Genomic DNA, 17,420 nt, shown 5'->3' with positions numbered 1-17,420 from the left:
TCATAAAATAAAAGATCAACACCCAGCTAAGTCCCGTAGGGACGGCACTATTCCTTGTAATTTCTGAATTACTATTAGTAGGCAGTCTTCAGTAGGCACGGAAAACGCATGGTTTCTGTTCAGTAAAATTCCCTGAACATAGAATGAAAAATGAAATAAGTATTGTTAGATCTTTTCCTTCTCAGGAATTAGAGTCTTAAGGATTTGCCATATTTCAGCATAATTTTCCTGCTTCAGATAAATCATCAGAACTCCTTTATTTTCCGTTTTTAGTTTTAAAATCCTTTGTCCTTTCTGAAAAATCATCTGATAAAAAACAATATCGGCCCATTGTATGTCTAATGTTTTTTCTGAAGTGGAAACAGTTTTCCCCGGCAAAATGGTAAGGCCTCTTTGCCCGATACTCAGCTGGCATTTTTGTACCATAAATTGTATGATAAGGATAAAGAACAAAATAACCAGCAGCAAAGTAAAGCCTAAATCAAGTATCTCATTTTCAGTCAGTTTTACTTCCTGGATAAAGAAAAAAGATCCAAAAGTGAAAATAATGATTAAGAAAATACCCGTCATATAGCGCCATGGGTAGTAATAAAACAAGTGATAGTTTTTATTTTCCTCAGCCATTTTTATATGCGAAGTTAGGCATCTTAATATCATTTGAATGTCTGAAGCTTTATTTCTAATAAATAGGTTTCAGATTTTGATTTTAAACCAAACAGGGAGAAATCAGGATAATGGAATACTAATTCTAAAAAATCTGCGGAGAGACAGGGATTCGAACCCTGGGTCCGCGTAAACGGACAACGGTTTTCGAGACCGCCCCAATCGACCGCTCTGGCATCTCTCCAATTTCACCGCAAAGGTCTGCGTTTTTTTAAAACCTGTAAATATTATCTTCTATTAGTTTTTCTGCAATCTTTCTACGTTCTTCCTTCACATTTACACCTTTGACTTTTGACAGGTTATAAATGGCATGGAACAATTCAGGCTTTTCTTCCTCACATTCAAATGAATTCAATGCATCTGTCCCTTTTTTCAATAATTCGCCTGCTACATCATACATCAGCACATTCAGTATAGAGCGGTAAATTTCATTTTGTCCTTTGAGGCTTTCCAGTTTTTTAACCCGTAGCAATGTTGATTCTGCCACATACAGACCAATCAGCATATCCGACAGATTCATCATTATTTCCTGCTCATGGACAAGCGTTTTATGAAATTTTTGATCAACCAGATAAATCAGCAGTAAAATAGCTTTTTTAAAACGCGAAATTTCATATTCCTTTTGCTCAAAATAACCTTCAGGCGATTGATAATCAATACTTTTTTGATTTACTTCTTCCAACACCTGCATTCCTTTTTCAAATAAAGGAAAATCACCCTTGGGTGCTTTCTTTATTAAGGTATCAATAACCAGTAACCTGTTGATTTCGTTTGTTCCTTCAAAAATTCTGTTTATTCTGGAATCACGGTAAGAACGATCCACCGGTGCTTCTGAAGAAAATCCCATGCCCCCATAAATCTGAACAGCTTCATCGGCCACATAATCAAGCGCTTCAGAACCGTAAACCTTTAAGAGTGCAGCTTCAATGGCAAATTCTGCTACCCCGCCAATATTGGCTTCCCCATACGATTTTCCATCTGCTTTCAACGAATCAATAAAGCGGTTAACATAGTAAGAAGCCCGATAAACAGCAGATTCTGTTGTAAAAGTTTTGATAACCTGTTCGGCCAGTTTAAATTTGATAGCCCCGAAACTTGAGATAAAAGTTCCAAATTGTTTACGTTCGTTGGCATACTGTACAGAAAGATTGATGGCTCTTTTGCATGCCCCAAGCACTGTTCCACCCAGCTTTATTCTTCCGATATGAAGAATATTCAATGCTATTCTGAAACCTTCACCCCTGCGTCCAAGCAGGTTTTCAACAGGTACTTTTACATCATTAAAGAAAATCTGTGTGGTTGATGAGCCTTTTATTCCCATTTTCTTTTCTTCCGGATTGACGACCACTCCATCCCACGACCTTTCGACAAGAAAAGCACTTAACACACGGTCGTTATCGATTTTGGCAAAAACAGTAAACAAATCGGCAAAGCCTCCGTTTGTAATCCACATTTTCTGACCGTTCAGAATATAGTATTTACCATCTTCAGACAACACGGCTCTTGAAGTGCCGGAATTGGCATCTGAGCCGGCACCCGGTTCGGTCAGGCAATATGCGGCAAGCATTTCTCCGGTGGCAAGCTTCGGAATGTATTTAGCCTTTTGTTCTTCACTTCCATAATACAACAGCGGCAATGTTCCGATACCCACATGAGCCATATAAGCTACTGAGAATGAATGTCCTGCACCAATCGCCTCACTGGTTCTCATCGAAGTCAGGAAAGATTGACCAAAACCCATATACTCTTCAGGAATAGAAATGCCTAAAAGGCCATATTCTCCGGCTTTTTTCAACAGGCTGGGCATAATTCCCTTTTCCTGAGCGTCAATTCTTTCAAGATTCGGGAAAATTTCTGTCTTCAGAAAGTCGTCACAGGTACCAGCCATCATATTCACTTCATCGTCAAATTCTTCAGGAATGAATGTATCAGAAATACCGGTTTCTTTCAAAAGAAATTCTCCACCGCGCATTAATTTTTCCTTTTCCATGGCATGTATCATTTTTTTTGAGCGGGCAAAGTTAGAGCTTTAATCTTTCTGACAAAGACATTTAATATTTAATTTTCTTTATACGATAATTTTAACTGTTTTTAAATCCATCTTTAATGAAAGTTATAATTTTGCGGCATGTTAAAATATCTGACAGTTATCGTTTCCATTGTTATTACCCATTATGCGACAGGACAATCGTTTCAGCAAAAAACGCTTGATGCCGGAAATATCGGTATTACTTTAAGCAATGTAGGGACTATCGGTCAACCCAATATTCGTAACAACCCCTCAGGGCCGCCAAGCATGGAATATCCGCTGAATTCAGGTATAGAGCATTTGTTTGAAGGCGGACTTTGGCTTGGGGCTGTTGTAAACGGACAGAAACGTGTATCTACCGTTACACTCGATGCTCCGGCCGGTTATTTTGCAGGCGGTTCAGGATTTGAATTTACGGCACTTTCAGACATCACTGAAAAATCCCGTCTTCCTTCAAGCAATTATTATTCATCATCGGCAGTTGCTCATCAGGAATACCATTTTTCCATGACTGACTCAAATACCATCGTTCCGGGTACAAGTATCAAAATTCAGGATCATTTATATCCCCTGAAAGCAGTTGCCGATGTCAGGTGCATGGCATGGAATTATTCATTTACCGACTTCTTTGCTATTTTTGAATATAAAATCACCAACTATTCTTCTGAAAAGTGGGATTCTGTTTACTGCGGTTTTTGGACAGATCTGGTAGTCAGGAATGTCAACGTAACTCAGGATGCCGGCACCGCTTTTTACAACAAAGGAGGTGGTGGCTACATTGATTCCTTCAATGCTTTATATGCATTTCAGGTTAACGGAGATGATATTGATTTCACACAATCTTACGGAGCCTCACAGTTTCTGGGCATCCTCTGGAGAGGTTTATATCTTCACCCGAAAAACCTGAAACTTGAAAAGGATTCAGGAATAAAAATAAATGTAAATGCCAATTTCTGGGATTTCCGTACTTTCAGTGGTGGCAAATATGGCGCACCTGCAGATGATGTTCAGCGTTATGAAAAACTGAGCAAAGGCCTTGTATTTCCTGATCCTGCACTTCAGCTTCCCGGCAACAAAACCCAGCTACTCTCGGCAGGCCCTGTTCCTGAAATTAAACCGGGAGAAACATTTATAGTCGTTTTTGCCCTTGTAGCTGCCAGGCAACTGGTGTATAAAACTGATAATGAAGCCTCACGACAGGAACTTTACCAACATCTTAACTGGGCAAAAAGAACTTTTACTGGCGAAGACCTGAATGAAAACGGTATGCTTGACAAAGATGAAGACCTGAACAATAATCAGCAGATCGACCGCTATATTTTACCGGAACCACCCCACACCCCTGTGATGAAAATCATTTCCTCAAACAATAAAGTTGATATTTACTGGGATAAAAGCGCCATTGAATCCATTGACCCCATCACTAAAAAACATGATTTTGAAGGTTTCAGATTATATCGTACTGTTTTGGGCAGTGATTTCAACCTGAAAATGGTTCAGGAAGCCAAACTCATTGCTCAATGGGATTCAGCAGGGAACAATAACGGATTCAACAATGGATTTGAAGAAATTCGTCTGAAAAATCCGATAACATTTGAAGATGATACGGTCAGTTATTATTTCCATTACTCCATTGACGGATTGCTAAATGGCTGGCAATACTTATTCATCCTCACTGCCTTTGATAAAGGAGATCCTGCACTCGGACTGGCTTCCCTTGAGTCGTCAAAAACTGAAAATGCAGTCAGTGTTTTTCCGGGTACGCCAGCTGAAAATGACAATAATACCGGTATCGGCATTTATCCTAATCCCTATTACAGCAATGCCGCATGGGATGGAGTTACAAGCCGTACACGAAAAATCATTTTTTACAACCTGCCTGAAAAATGCGAAATATTAATATGTACTGTTTCAGGTGAATTGATCAGAACGCTCCAACACGATGCTGAAACCTATCAGGGAGAAGATATTCAATGGTTTAACAACTTTTCAGGCAGCAAGAAAAGAGTTTTTTCAGGAGGGGAACATGCATGGGACCTGCTGTCGGAAAACGGGCAACTGGTTACACAAGGTATTTATTTTGTCATTGTCAAAGACCTGCTTTCCGGTGAAATAAAAAAAGGAACATTTACAATAGTCAAATAAAAGGAAGTCGTTATGAAAAAATTAGTATTTGTCTTTATTTCAGTCATTTCATCTTTTTCTGTCCTGGCACAGACACACGGGACTGTCATCCCGATGGATAGTATCCAATATGTAGATACAATTACCTTAAATTCAGGGAAAACAGATCCGGTTCATTTTAAATACGGAGACACTGTTACCATCGAAGGGATTGTTACCTTCAACCCCATTTATTACGGACAAAGCACCAACCGTAAGGCAACCTGGCTTCAGGATACCATCTTCAAACCTTTCGGGGCCATGAATGTCTTTATTGAACCTGCTATGACGGGTTATTCCGGAAATCTCGGACAATTGAATAATGAGGTTAAATTTTATGAGAATTTTTTACCCGGATACCGTGTCAAATGTACCGGTATTCTGGCAGACTATACCGAAAATACACAGCTTAACCTGATACCTATTGAAAGTGAAATTATTGATATTCCTTCAAGTATAGATACTTCGCTGGTGGTAAAACCCATTGAACTGACCATTGACAATTTTATGAAAAATGATGGCTCAGGCGGCCAGCTGATCATGAGAAGGACAGGAGAACAATACGAAGGCTACTTCGTACAATTCAACAATGTTACCGTTGTTGACGTTTCTGCTTCGGGAAGCCGCTATTACTGGTCGGTCCAGGATTCGGCAGGTAACAAGATTCAGATAAGGGATAATTCAGGTTATTTCCGCAACGATCACAAAGAAGATGCTGCATGGGTAAAAAACTACGTGTTTACACCACCTACCATCGGCACCCAGCTGAGCTACATCAGGGGGATCATTGTACAAAGTTCTTCTTCGCTTGGCAATGTTTACATGATTTCACCCTGCCTGCCTACTGATATAAAGGTTGCAGCCGCAGCTCCTTTCATTGATACGAAAAACAAATATCCTGCTGTGCCTACATCCGCTCAGAGTGTAAAAATCAGGGCAAGAATCAAAGATAATGATGGGTTTATTCAATCAGCCAAGCTCTACTACTCTGTCGGATTTGGTAACAAAAACTTTACATCTGTCAATATGACAAAAGATGGAGCCACCGATTTTTTTGAAGGAATTATTCCACCGGCTCCAAATGGTGAATATGTAAATTACTGGATCAGAGCCATCGACAACAATGGGTTGATAACCAATTCACCTGACACACTTGCCACCGGATCGGTTTACCGTGTTCTTGACAATGGCATTAAATCCATCTCAGACATTCAGGAAACACCGCTCTTAAGTGGCAGCTCAGTCTTTAACGGAGATACTATTACCAATTGCACTATTGGCGGTGTGGTTACAGCCACCTTGCAGCATTTTCCATTTATCGCCATTCAGGATGGGACAAAACCATATTCGGCAATTTTTATTAAAGCCTCAGCCGGAGACGGATTAGCCGATCTAAAACAGGGAGATTCCATTGTTATCAAAAACTGCAAGGTGATTGAAGATTTTAATATAACCTACCTGACTAATTGCGGGAATAATAACTTTGAATTGATTTCGAGGAACAATCCACTTCCCTCACCAGTAAAGCTGCTTTATCCTGACAGCGTAGCCCTGAAAAATCCAAAATACGGAGAGCCTTATGAATGTATGCTTTTACAGTTTGATAATGTGTATGTCGTCAGTTTAAATCCCGATGCCCCAGGTGGAAACTTTGGTGAATGGTCATTTTCTAATGATTCCAATTCAACAACAGGACTCAGAGTCGATGACCTTTCATCCTTCATTGAATCAAATTTCAATACTGATTCTCTGACATTAGGTCAAAAACTTGATTACCTGAAAGGGCTTTTGTATTATAGTTTCGGCAACTGGAAAATGCTTCCGAGAACCAAATTTGACATTGCAGGATACTACTCTGATACTGTAACACACAGCCTTCCTTATTGCCCGGCAAACAACTTCATACATATTTATCCTAATCCCACCTCTGATATGGCTATTATCGAAGGTAACTCTTCGAGTCCTGACAATATTTCATGTACAGTATATGATATTAATGGAAGAGTTCAGTATTCTTTAACGACCTGCATTGAAGGAGATTTCAGGATTAGTTTGCCTGTCAATACACTAACATCAGGATGTTATTTCGTGAAGATTTCAGGGAATTCTATTGACAATCAGATATTTAGGTTAATAAAATTTTAAACTCTAAAGTCTTGTTTTTTCTTTAACTTCTGAACATTCTGACATCTCAATTGTTTAGTTGTTAAAAAATTTTGCAACATTGCTGCCTGATTGTGTATTTTTGCAGTAGTTAACAGGAAACAAATTGCTTGGCTTAATGTTTGACTATCGAACTCAATAAAATAATTTTTCATGAATGCCCGTTTTTCACAGCGAGTACAAGATGTAATTCAATACAGCAGAGAAGAAGCCCTGCGCTTAGGACATAGTTCTATCGGCCCCGAACATCTCCTCCTCGGTATTATCCGGGAAGGTATCGGAAAAGCCATTACCGTTTTTAATAATCTGAATGTTGACCCTTCAAAAGTCAGAAAAACAATTGAAGACATTATCCGTGTTGATAAAACACCCAAATTCGATCCGAATGCCAATCTGCCTTTGACGCGGCAGACTGAAAATATTTTAAAACTTACCTACGCTGAAGCACGCTCACTGCGTAGTGATATCATTGATACAGAGCATCTTCTGCTTTCCATTTTAAAAGATGAAGACAATGTTGCTTCGCAGGTAATGAGAAAGTTTTCCCTGACCTATGATGTGGTACTGGATGAAATTAAATCAGAATTTTACAGTCAGGCTGATTCACCTTTCGATCCTGAAGAAGATGATGAATTTGAACCTGAAAGAAAGAAGAAAAGCGATCCGGAAAAGTCAAAAAACCCGGGAGGAACACGTTCAAAAACTCCGGTTCTGGATAATTTTGGAAGAGATTTGACAAAACTGGCAGAAGATGGCAAGTTAGATCCCATCGTAGGAAGAGAAACCGAAATAGAGCGTGTATCTCAGATTCTGAGCCGAAGAAAAAAGAATAATCCGGTGTTAATCGGAGAACCGGGCGTTGGGAAATCGGCCATTGTTGAAGGCCTTGCCTTACGTATTGTTCAGAAAAAAGTTTCAAGGGTTTTATTCAATAAAAGAATTGTTGCCCTCGACCTGGCTGCTCTGGTAGCCGGTACAAAATACCGCGGACAATTCGAGGAAAGAATGAAAGCCGTTCTAAATGAACTTGAGAACAACAATGACGTCATCATTTTCATAGATGAGTTGCATACCATCATAGGAGCAGGCGGAGCATCCGGTTCTCTGGATGCTTCCAATATGTTTAAACCGGCATTGGCACGTGGAGAACTGCAATGCATTGGTGCCACTACACTGGATGAATACCGTCAACATATTGAAAAAGACGGTGCTTTGGAACGAAGGTTTCAGATCGTCATGGTGAATCCACCCACACCGGAAGAAACCCTGAATATCCTCCAGAATATAAAAGACCGCTATGAAGATCATCACAATGTGTTTTACACGCCCGAAGCTGTCAAAGCCTGTGTAAATCTCAGCCATCGCTATATAAACGACCGCCATCTCCCCGATAAAGCCATCGACCTTATGGATGAGTCAGGAGCAAGGGTTCATATTACCAACATTCATGTGCCAGCCGATATTCTCGACCTTGAGGAGCAAATTGAAAAAGCCAAACAGGCTAAAAATATTGCCGTAAAAAGTCAAAAATTTGAAGAGGCTGCCTATTATCGTGATCAGGAAAAGAAACTGATCGGATTGCTTGAAATTCAGAAAAATAAGTGGGAAGAAGAAAGCAAAAAACACCGCTATACCGTAACAGAAGAGCATGTCAGTGAAGTGGTTGCCATGATGACAGGCATTCCGGTCAAACGAATTCAGCGAAACGAAGGTATCCGTCTTCTTAACATGGCAAACGAACTTAAGGAAAAAATAATCGGTCAGGATGAAGCTATTCAGAAGCTGACCAAAGCCATACAGCGTACACGTTCCGGACTGAAAAATCCCAACCGTCCTATCGGCTCCTTTATCTTCCTCGGACCGACAGGAGTTGGGAAAACAGAACTTGGAAAAGTACTTGCCCGTTACCTTTTTGATTCCGATGATTCGCTAATCAGGATTGATATGAGCGAATACATGGAAAAATTTAATGTCAGCCGTCTGGTAGGCTCTCCTCCGGGCTACGTTGGATATGAAGAAGGCGGCCAGCTGACCGAAAAAGTCAGACGTAAACCTTATTCAGTAGTTCTTTTTGATGAAATTGAAAAAGCACACCCTGATGTCAACAACATCCTCCTGCAGATACTCGATGAAGGATTCATTTACGACAGTCTGGGCAGAAAAATAGATTTCCGTAACACCATCATTATCATCACCTCCAATTTAGGGACAAGGGCTGTTAAGGAATTCGGTACGGGAGTAGGTTTTGCAGTCACCGAAAACCCTGACGAACAAGCCAAGAGCCTGATTGAGAAAGAGTTAAAGCGTTATTTCACGCCTGAATTTCTGAACAGAATTGATGAAATTATCATTTTCAACTCGCTGACAAAAGAAAATATCAAGCAAATCATCAATAATCCTTTGGCAGAGCTAAAAAAGAGAATTAAAGAAGTAGGCTATAACCTCGAAATTGAGGAATCAGCCATTAATTTTCTGGTGGAAAAAGGATACGACCCGAAATTTGGTGCACGTCCCCTCAACAGGGCTATCCAAAAATACCTGGAAGATAAAATAGCTGAGGAACTGCTGAAGCCAGAACTTATTGAAAATGAAACATTTATTGTTTACCACGAAGAAGGGAAAGATGAGCTTGATGTCAAACTGAAATCAATTGCTGATTTAACAGAAAAGGCTAAATAATCGTCATTCCTCACTTGAACTGTAATCCGGCTTATAGTGCTGCAACACTTCATTGCTGATTCCGGTCATACTGAAACCTCCGTCATGAAAGAGTGTTTGCATAGTAACCATTTTGGTATAATCGGAAAATAAAGTTACAATATATCTGGCACAATCTTCAGGACTTGCATTTCCAAGGGGTGACATCTTATCGGCAAAATGATAAAAGGAATCAAAGCCCTTTATCCCTTTTCCCGCAGTAGTTTTTGTAGGTGACTGTGATACGGCATTTATTCTGACCTTTTTGGCTATTCCGTAATGGTAGCCGAAACTTCTGACAATGGATTCGAGCATGGCTTTGGCCTGCGACATATCGCTGTAAGTGGTGAAGACACGTTGTGCTCCGATATAGCTCAATGTAACCACAGAAGCATATTCATTCAGCGCATCCTGTTTGTACAACACCTGCATCAGCTTATGCAGCGAAAGTGCTGAAATATCAATCGTTTCAAGAAAATCCTGGTAATCCAGATCGACATAAGGTCTCTTTTTGACCACATTTCTCGACATCCCTACTGAATGAAGCACAAAATCAAGTTTTCCCCCTGCATATCTCATTGCTTCTTCGACCAGATTTTCAAGGTCTTCCAAAAGGGTCACATCTGCAGGTATAACGGGGGCATTCAGTTTTTCAGCAAGTTGTTTCAGATTCCCGAATCTGATAGCAAGAGGGCTGTTGCTTAAAACAAACTTTCCACCTTCATTTGCAACTTTTTCTGCTACGTGCCAGGCAAGAGATGATTCATTTAATGCGCCCAGTATAATCCCTTTTTTCCCCTCTAAAAGGTTAAAACTCATTTTTGTTTATTAGTACTTAATCTAATTTAAGGGCAAAAGTAGTTAATTTTTCTTAAGCAACAACTTTGCACTTTCAATAGCTGAATCAGGAGGGTTATTTCCGCCAATCATTTTCGCAATTTCATTTACTCTTCCCTGATAATCAAGCAATTTTACCGTAGTTAAAGTGAATTTACTTTCCTGATTTTTTTCAACAAGAAAATGTTTTTGCCCGGCAGAAGCAATCTGAGGTAAATGGGTGATACATATTACCTGTCTTTTCTTTGCTATTTCTTTGATTAACCCGGCAACCTGAAATGCAGTTTCTCCCGATACCCCCTGATCTATTTCATCAAAAATCAGGGTTGACAACAGGGATGAACCTGCCATAATTGATTTGATACACAACATAATACGGGACAACTCACCACCGGAAGCCGCTTTTGAAATCAACTGCATGGGAACACCCGGATTGGAGCTGAACAATAGCTGAATCTGATCGGGACCACTTTCATTGAAATCTGCAATTTCTTTTCGTTGAAGTGAAATGTTGATACTGGCTTTTTGCATTCCGACCTTTCCAAGCAAATCAAGTAATTTTTCTTTTAATGCCGGGATAACTTTTTCACGCGATTTACTTAATTCCAAAGCCGCAGACTGCAAATCCTTCTCAATATTTTTAATTTCAGCCGACAAGCGTTCAATCTTTTCTGCCAGCGATTCAAACCCATTTACTTTTTCTTCCAGTTCTTTTTCCAGCCCGATCAACTGAATTATATCAGTCAGATGATGTTTATTTAATAAATGATTGAGGCTGTCGATACGTTGGGTAATCAGCTGAAGCCGTTCAGGATCTGAGTCAGTCTTCTGATGTAAGTTGATAAGTTCCTGATGAATGTCTTTCATTTCGAGGTAATTGCTTTCAAGCCTCTTTAACAGTGATTCGAAAGAAGTGTTAAAGACTGAAATTTCGCTCAGATTCTTCCTGACTTCAAGGATGCCTGCCATTATCCCTAGCTCACTATCTTCAATTTTATTCAGGCAAAACGCTATATTATTCCTGATTTTATCAGCATTTTCAAGCATATTCAACTCTTCCTGCAATAAAAGATCGTTCTCAGGGTCAGGCTTAAGTGCCTTTATTTCATTCAGCTGATAAATCAGATAGTCATATTCTTTAGATGCCTGTATTTCTTCTGCCCTTAATCTTTCCAAATCCTTCTGTTTTGATTTGTATTGATTAAACAGGCCGGTATAATGTTTCCTAAGCTCAATATTGCCTGCCACCGAGTCCAGAACAGCAAGCTGAAACAAAGGATTATTGATTTGCAGGGTCTGGTGCTGGGTATGTATATCAATCTGACTTTCAGCAAATTCCTGAAGAATGTCGAGATTGACAGGGGTATCATTAATAAATGCCCGGGATTTTCCTGTCGGACTTATTTCACGCCTGATAATTGTTTCATTTTCAAAGTCGATATCATTTCTGTCAAAAAACTGTTTATTTTCCGATGTAAGCCTGAAAGTGCCTTCAATGATGCATTTCTGATCACGTTTAAATAAAATGGAATAATCGACCCGGTTACCGAGTATCAGGCCAAGCGCACCAAGTAAAATAGACTTTCCTGTCCCGGTTTCACCAGTGATAACATTAAAACCTTCATCAAACTCAATGTCCAGTTCATTAATAAGTGCATAGTTTTTTATGACCAGACGGAGGAGCATTTCAGCTTATTTAAGTTTTTCTGAATAATCACTGGCTTTTGCAGCATCTATTTCTTTCATCAGGGTTATCAGATTTTCTTTTTCCGTTTGTGTAGCTTCTGAAAAAATGTTAATGATTTCATCCCTTTTTGTTTGAAGAAATATCTGCAATACAAATGAATTCGGCTCTTCCCTGTGTATTTTCTTCAGCTTATCGAGACACTCAAAAATTTTGTTTCTTGCCGCTTCAGGTTCGGTGGTCATTTTATCGAGTCCTAAACGATGATAATCATAATATGCATCCCTTATAGGTGAATAGGTATTGTCAAGCAATTGATTGACAAGCCAATAGCGATTTGATTTTTTGGTTGTAAAGGCTTCCCATCCGCTATAAGCTTTCCCCTGGGCGCTGTTAACTATCTGCTGGGCTTTTTTAAAGTAATCGTTTCCGCCATATCTTGAATATGAATCAAAATCCAGTCCCAGTATGATGTAAACATAATAGGCTAAAACAGAGGCAAGATTTGATGAAAAACTACCTTCTAAAAATTCAATCTTCTGAAATTCAATGTATTCAAACGTAAAATCCTGATCCTGAATATTTATCAGCGGAGAGTTATAGGAAGAATTGTAAATAGGCCTGACACTTTGAATCTGCAGCTTCCCTTTGAATTTATCCACTCCAAGTACTTCATCAATGGTAATGTAAAAATTACATTCTATTTTTTCGACAGGCTGAAATTTATAAGTTGTCCATGTTGTATTTCTTAAAAACTCATTGATACCTTCACGCATATTGTCAAAAATATGCTTATCAGTTGACTGAATCTGAGATGAAACCACTGTTACATTGGCATTTAATTCCTGTGCATTTGCCTGAATAATTACAGCAAACAGCAGTAAAACACAACCTGTTATTCTTAAATTCATTAAAATTTTTTTTTACAAAATTAACGGATGACTATAAATTAACCTTTATCAGAACAATAAATTGCATGATTGCAATTTTTAGTTTGCTGCATGGGCTTTTCAATAACTGATCACAAGAAACTTTTACTTAAAATTAAAAATGCTTATTTGATTAAATAATTACTGGTTATGGTACGATAAGCAGACTGAAATTCAGGATTTATCTGATTGATAATCTGATAAAAAGCGTCATTTCCATACAGATGGCGGGCAATAAAAGCTTTCAGCTGGGCATAGATGATCTTTTTCGATCTTTCAAATTGATTGGGATTAACACTAATCTTTTGTTTTTCTGCATATTGAATAAATGTTGCCCTGATTGACTCAACCTGAAAGTTTTTATTGAAAGTTTCAAAATCCGGATAGTTTTTTAGCAGAAACTGCCGGTTCTGATCAAGATAAAACAAGGAAAATGTAGGGAAAACACCTTTTCTGTTCAGTTCTGAAAGCAAAGCTGAATTTGCTGAAGTATCGACAGCGACAAAAATATCAGGCATAATACCTCCCCCGCCATAAACAATACGTCCTTTGGCTGTTTTATATTTCAACGAATCAGGAAAATTATTGCTGTCTTTCGAGAAAACTTCGCCATTGCTGAAACGATGATACATTTCCATGTAATAATCCTGAACTCCGTTTTGATAAGGCTTCTGAATAAATCTTCCTGAGGGAGTATAATATCTGGCAACTGTCAGTCTGATTTCCGAACTGTCTTTCAATAATATAGGTTCCTGAACAAGGCCTTTTCCAAAACTTCTTCGACCAACAATCAACCCCCTGTCCCAATCCTGAATGGCTCCTGCAAGGATTTCACTGGCTGAGGCCGATCCTTCATCAATGATGATGACCAGTTTTCCATTGGTAAACATCCCTGATGATGTAGAATAATAATTCTGCCTTTTCCGTTGCCTGCCTTCTGTATAAACTATTAATTTCTTCCCGTTTAAAAACTGATCAGCAATTTTGATGGCTGCATCCAGATAGCCTCCGGGATTTCCCGACAGGTCGAGAATTAAACCTGTCATTCCTTTCAAAACCAGCTCTGCCAGTTTGGTTGTAAATTCATCCACCGTTTGGGCTGAAAAACGGTTTATTTTAATATATCCTGTCGTTTTATCTATCATGAAAGCAGCATCGATACTTGAATTAGGGATTTTATCACGTGTGATGGTAAATTCAAGCAGGTTTTTCATCCCCGGTCTTAAAACTTTTATCCTGACCTGTGTTCCCTTTTTCCCCAACAGACGCTTTCTCACTTCAGTCGTGCTGATACCTTTGCCAGCCACCAATTCATTTTCAACATAAATAATTTTATCGCCTGCCTTGATGCCCACTGCCTCCGAAGGTCCCCCGGAAATCGGACTGACAACGATTATCGTATCGTTTAAAATGTTAAACTCAATACCTATTCCTTCAAAATTTCCCTGTAAGTCCTGATAAGATTCAATATTTTCTTCTTTAGTCAGATATACAGAATGCGGGTCAAGTTCGAATAATAACTGGCGTATTGCATTTTCCGTCAGTTTTTCAATATTGACTGAATCAACATAAGCCATGTCAATCATGTCAATGACTTCGCCAAGTTTTCCCCCCTCTTTTACAATTGCAGGTTTGTTGTATGGGTTAAATTTATATCCTGCAATCATCCCGGCTGCCAGCATGACGGATAAAAGAAGCGGCAATAAATAGTTGTATTTTTTGTCCATCGGTAAATTAATAAAAATCATGCAAAATTAAGTTTTTCTGGCATTTCAGCTTTAGGGGTAATGCGGATAAAAAATAATCAGGCAATTCCACTCTTTTAGTTGATGGATTAAGCTGACTTAGCGAATTTTGCAAAAATCTTTTCTATGAATTATTCTGCATTATGCCACAAAACAATTGAAATTGTATATCAGGCTTCTGAGATATTAAAAGAAAATTTCGGAAAAATAAACCATACAGATATTGAATTTAAAGGTAAAAACGACCTTGTTTCCTTTGTTGACCGCGAAACTGAAAACTTTTTAAAAAGCAAGCTTTCTGACCTGATTCCGGAATCAGGCTTTCTGGCTGAAGAAAGTGGGTTGTCTGATTTTAAAGACACTGATTATCTTTGGATTATTGATCCACTTGACGGAACAACCAATTATCTCCATCATCTGCCCCTCTATTCTGTCAGCGTTGCCTTACAGGAAAATAATGAAACCGTTATAGGTATCGTTTATGAAGTTGTTAATGATGAAATGTTTTATTCTTATAAAGGTGGCAATGCCATGCTGAATGGAGAAAGGATAAGTGTATCGGCTACCGCTGATCTTCAAAATGCTTTACTGGCAACAGGCTTCCCGATCAAAAACTTTGAAATTATTGATGATTATCTCAGGATATTCAGAAATCTGGTAACTCAAACGAGGGGAATTCGCAGACTGGGGACTGCCGCTGTTGATTTGGCTTATGTTGCTTGTGGCCGGTTTGACGGATTTTTTGAATATAATCTGAGTCCCTGGGATGTGGCCGCTGGGGAATTTATTGTCAGGCAGGCGGGTGGAAGTGTCAGTGATTTTTCGGGGAAGAATAACTTTTTGTATGGCAGACAGATTTTAGCTGCCAATTCTCTGATTTTTAATGAACTGTTAAAAAATGTTATTTCTGATAAAGACTAGGCTTACCGGCATCGTTCGGATATAAAACTTTAATAAACGGAGAAGGCTTTTCTCCTGCCCAAACATAATATTTTTCATTATATACCCTTGACTTTTCTGTGGAGTATTCCGGTATATCTTTTATCAGATAAACTTCATAAGGCACATAGGTACCTACATCAGCATTCAGATCGGGAAGAGATTCGAATATCTGAGGTGATGAACTTTTTCCGGTTATTTCAATTACACCGTCATTATCGGTGTCGCCAATAAAACTTAAGTCAAAACCTTTGTTGAATACAAGAATGGCTTTATTGTCTCTGATTTTAATGATAGATTGGTTTTTCGCACAGCAATCTGCCTTGTAACACGACATCAGAATGTATTTTACCCCATGAAAGGTTACCAGAAAGACATACTCGGAATTCAGCTCATTTTTACCGATTTTATTAAAAAGGCTATCATATTTATCGAAGGCAATCGGATTTCCGTGTTTAAATTTAGATCCTGAAGAAAATTTAATATCCATCCGGTGAAAAACTCCGGGCTCATTGTTTTTTGCCTTTTCCTTCAGAAAAATTGAGTCATTTTCTTTATCTCCGTCCAGATCAATCACAAAATAATCAAAGACATCCGGATCCGGATATGGTTCTTTAACTATTGATTTCTCATTCACATCAGCTGCTGTCTGATACCCGAGGCTTTCATTCAGCTCTGTAAGGTCAGGTCGGTTGTTGTTGGTATTCTTGCATGAAAACAAAAAAAGCAATAATATTAAAACAAACAACCTCATACTATAAGCCGGATTTTTTCTATATGCAAAGTTCATGTAATTTAATCTAATATTGACCCGTAATTATAAATTTTTTTCATTTGCTTCAATATTTTTCCCTAATTTCGTACCTCAAATAAATCAAAAGGAATAAAGATGAAAATAGCAGAAATTCAAAACATTTTAGGTGATCAGTCAGAATATTTATTAAACTTTAACACTCCTGCCATCCCAAAATCAATGATCCATGCTACAGGCCCGGATTTTATTGATCGAATCTGGTTAGACTCCAACAGAAACCTTCAAACCATTCGTAGTCTTTCAGCAATATATAATAATGGCCGTCTGGCTGGCACAGGTTATATGTCAATTTTACCTGTTGATCAGGGGATTGAACATACCGCAGGAGCTTCATTTGCTCCCAATCCGATTTATTTTGATCCCGAAAACATTATCAGACTTGCCATTGAAGGCGGATGTAATGCTGTGGCTTCCACATTTGGTGTTCTCGCCCAGGTTGCCCATAAATATGCCCATAAAATTCCATTCCTTGTTAAAATTAACCACAATGAACTGCTGACTTATCCAAATAAATTCGATCAGATTCTTTTCGGTAGTGTCGAAGATGCCTGGAACATGGGTGCAGTTGCTGTGGGTGCCACTATCTATTTCGGCTCAAAAGAATCTTCCCGCCAGATTGTTGAAATTGCTGAATGTTTCGAAAGAGCTCATGAACTTGGTATGGCTACTGTTTTGTGGTGTTATACCCGTAATGACGCCTTTAAAAAAGACGGTGTTGATTATCACACTTCAGCCGATCTGACCGGACAGGCCAATC

12 protein-coding genes and 1 tRNA gene are annotated in these 17,420 nt (G+C 38.8%); 5 read left to right on the top strand and 8 right to left on the bottom strand.

Annotated elements, in window-relative coordinates; genetic code table 11:
* Positions 1-165: 165 nt before the first annotated feature.
* The 3 genes from GX437_05750 to GX437_05740 all read right to left on the bottom strand — a co-directional run bounded on the left by GX437_05750 (position 166) and on the right by GX437_05740 (position 2,653).
* Positions 166-624, bottom strand: coding sequence for a hypothetical protein (locus GX437_05750; GenBank protein ID NLJ07155.1), 459 nt, complete (start codon positions 622-624; stop codon positions 166-168).
* A gap of 136 nt (positions 625-760) precedes the next feature.
* A tRNA-Ser gene (locus GX437_05745) sits at positions 761-847 on the bottom strand.
* Between the two features lie 27 nt (positions 848-874).
* Positions 875-2,653, bottom strand: coding sequence for an acyl-CoA dehydrogenase (locus GX437_05740; GenBank protein ID NLJ07154.1), 1,779 nt, complete (start codon positions 2,651-2,653; stop codon positions 875-877).
* A gap of 138 nt (positions 2,654-2,791) precedes the next feature.
* On the opposite strand from GX437_05740, the gene GX437_05735 reads away from it, so the two are divergent.
* The 3 genes from GX437_05735 (at position 2,792) to GX437_05725 (ending at position 9,697) form a co-directional block, all read left to right on the top strand.
* Complete coding sequence (locus GX437_05735; GenBank protein NLJ07153.1) at positions 2,792-4,837, top strand: hypothetical protein; 2,046 nt, start codon at positions 2,792-2,794, stop codon at positions 4,835-4,837.
* Between the two features lie 12 nt (positions 4,838-4,849).
* Positions 4,850-7,000: a T9SS type A sorting domain-containing protein gene (locus tag GX437_05730; GenBank protein ID NLJ07152.1), complete on the top strand. Its 2,151-nt coding sequence runs from the start codon at positions 4,850-4,852 to the stop codon at positions 6,998-7,000.
* A gap of 171 nt (positions 7,001-7,171) precedes the next feature.
* Positions 7,172-9,697, top strand: a complete 2,526-nt coding sequence (locus GX437_05725; protein ID NLJ07151.1) for an ATP-dependent Clp protease ATP-binding subunit — start codon at positions 7,172-7,174, stop codon at positions 9,695-9,697.
* 3 nt (positions 9,698-9,700) lie between these two features.
* On the opposite strand, the gene GX437_05720 is transcribed toward GX437_05725, so the two are convergent.
* The 4 genes from GX437_05720 to GX437_05705 all read right to left on the bottom strand — a co-directional run bounded on the left by GX437_05720 (position 9,701) and on the right by GX437_05705 (position 14,913).
* On the bottom strand, positions 9,701-10,534 hold the full coding sequence (locus tag GX437_05720; protein NLJ07150.1) for an SDR family oxidoreductase: 834 nt from the start codon (positions 10,532-10,534) through the stop codon (positions 9,701-9,703).
* A 42-nt stretch (positions 10,535-10,576) separates the two neighbouring features.
* A complete protein-coding gene (recN, locus tag GX437_05715) occupies positions 10,577-12,238 on the bottom strand; it encodes a DNA repair protein RecN (GenBank protein ID NLJ07149.1) in 1,662 nt (553 codons plus the stop codon).
* 6 nt (positions 12,239-12,244) lie between these two features.
* Positions 12,245-13,147 carry a DUF4835 family protein gene (locus GX437_05710; GenBank protein NLJ07148.1) on the bottom strand — a complete coding sequence of 301 codons (903 nt, stop codon included), beginning with the start codon at positions 13,145-13,147 and terminating at the stop codon, positions 12,245-12,247.
* A 143-nt stretch (positions 13,148-13,290) separates the two neighbouring features.
* Positions 13,291-14,913 carry a S41 family peptidase gene (locus GX437_05705; protein NLJ07147.1) on the bottom strand — a complete coding sequence of 541 codons (1,623 nt, stop codon included), beginning with the start codon at positions 14,911-14,913 and terminating at the stop codon, positions 13,291-13,293.
* 123 nt (positions 14,914-15,036) lie between these two features.
* Between GX437_05705 and GX437_05700 the strand changes: the two genes are divergently transcribed.
* The gene (locus tag GX437_05700) at positions 15,037-15,831 is read left to right on the top strand and encodes an inositol monophosphatase (GenBank protein NLJ07146.1); all 795 of its coding nucleotides are present in this window, start codon (positions 15,037-15,039) and stop codon (positions 15,829-15,831) included.
* Here the strand turns inward: GX437_05700 and GX437_05695 are convergent.
* Positions 15,812-16,639 (bottom strand): hypothetical protein, encoded by an 828-nt coding sequence (locus GX437_05695; protein NLJ07145.1) that lies wholly within the window; start codon positions 16,637-16,639, stop codon positions 15,812-15,814. The genes GX437_05700 and GX437_05695 overlap by 20 nt on opposite strands.
* Positions 16,640-16,738: 99 nt before the next feature.
* On the opposite strand from GX437_05695, the gene GX437_05690 reads away from it, so the two are divergent.
* A partial coding sequence (locus GX437_05690) for a class I fructose-bisphosphate aldolase (GenBank protein ID NLJ07144.1) occupies positions 16,739-17,420 on the top strand: 682 nt, incomplete at its 3' end.

The sequence above is a fragment of the Sphingobacteriales bacterium genome (assembly GCA_012517435.1).
Taxonomy (GTDB): Bacteria; Bacteroidota; Bacteroidia; order CAILMK01; family JAAYUY01; genus JAAYUY01.
This window is presented reverse-complemented; position numbering and strand designations above follow the sequence as displayed.

What these genes read in the sequence shown, in the direction of transcription:
- GX437_05750 (NLJ07155.1), bottom strand. Translation starts at nt 624, where the DNA reads ATGGCTGAGGAAAATAAAAACTATCACTTGTTTTATTACTACCCATGG.
- GX437_05735 (NLJ07153.1), top strand. Translation starts at nt 2,792, where the DNA reads ATGTTAAAATATCTGACAGTTATCGTTTCCATTGTTATTACCCATTAT.
- GX437_05725 (NLJ07151.1), top strand. Translation starts at nt 7,172, where the DNA reads ATGAATGCCCGTTTTTCACAGCGAGTACAAGATGTAATTCAATACAGC.
- GX437_05705 (NLJ07147.1), bottom strand. Translation starts at nt 14,913, where the DNA reads ATGATTTTTATTAATTTACCGATGGACAAAAAATACAACTATTTATTG.
- GX437_05695 (NLJ07145.1), bottom strand. Translation starts at nt 16,639, where the DNA reads ATGAACTTTGCATATAGAAAAAATCCGGCTTATAGTATGAGGTTGTTT.
- GX437_05740 (NLJ07154.1), bottom strand. Translation starts at nt 2,653, where the DNA reads ATGGAAAAGGAAAAATTAATGCGCGGTGGAGAATTTCTTTTGAAAGAA.
- GX437_05720 (NLJ07150.1), bottom strand. Translation starts at nt 10,534, where the DNA reads ATGAGTTTTAACCTTTTAGAGGGGAAAAAAGGGATTATACTGGGCGCA.
- GX437_05700 (NLJ07146.1), top strand. Translation starts at nt 15,037, where the DNA reads ATGAATTATTCTGCATTATGCCACAAAACAATTGAAATTGTATATCAG.
- recN (NLJ07149.1), bottom strand. Translation starts at nt 12,238, where the DNA reads ATGCTCCTCCGTCTGGTCATAAAAAACTATGCACTTATTAATGAACTG.
- GX437_05730 (NLJ07152.1), top strand. Translation starts at nt 4,850, where the DNA reads ATGAAAAAATTAGTATTTGTCTTTATTTCAGTCATTTCATCTTTTTCT.
- GX437_05710 (NLJ07148.1), bottom strand. Translation starts at nt 13,147, where the DNA reads ATGAATTTAAGAATAACAGGTTGTGTTTTACTGCTGTTTGCTGTAATT.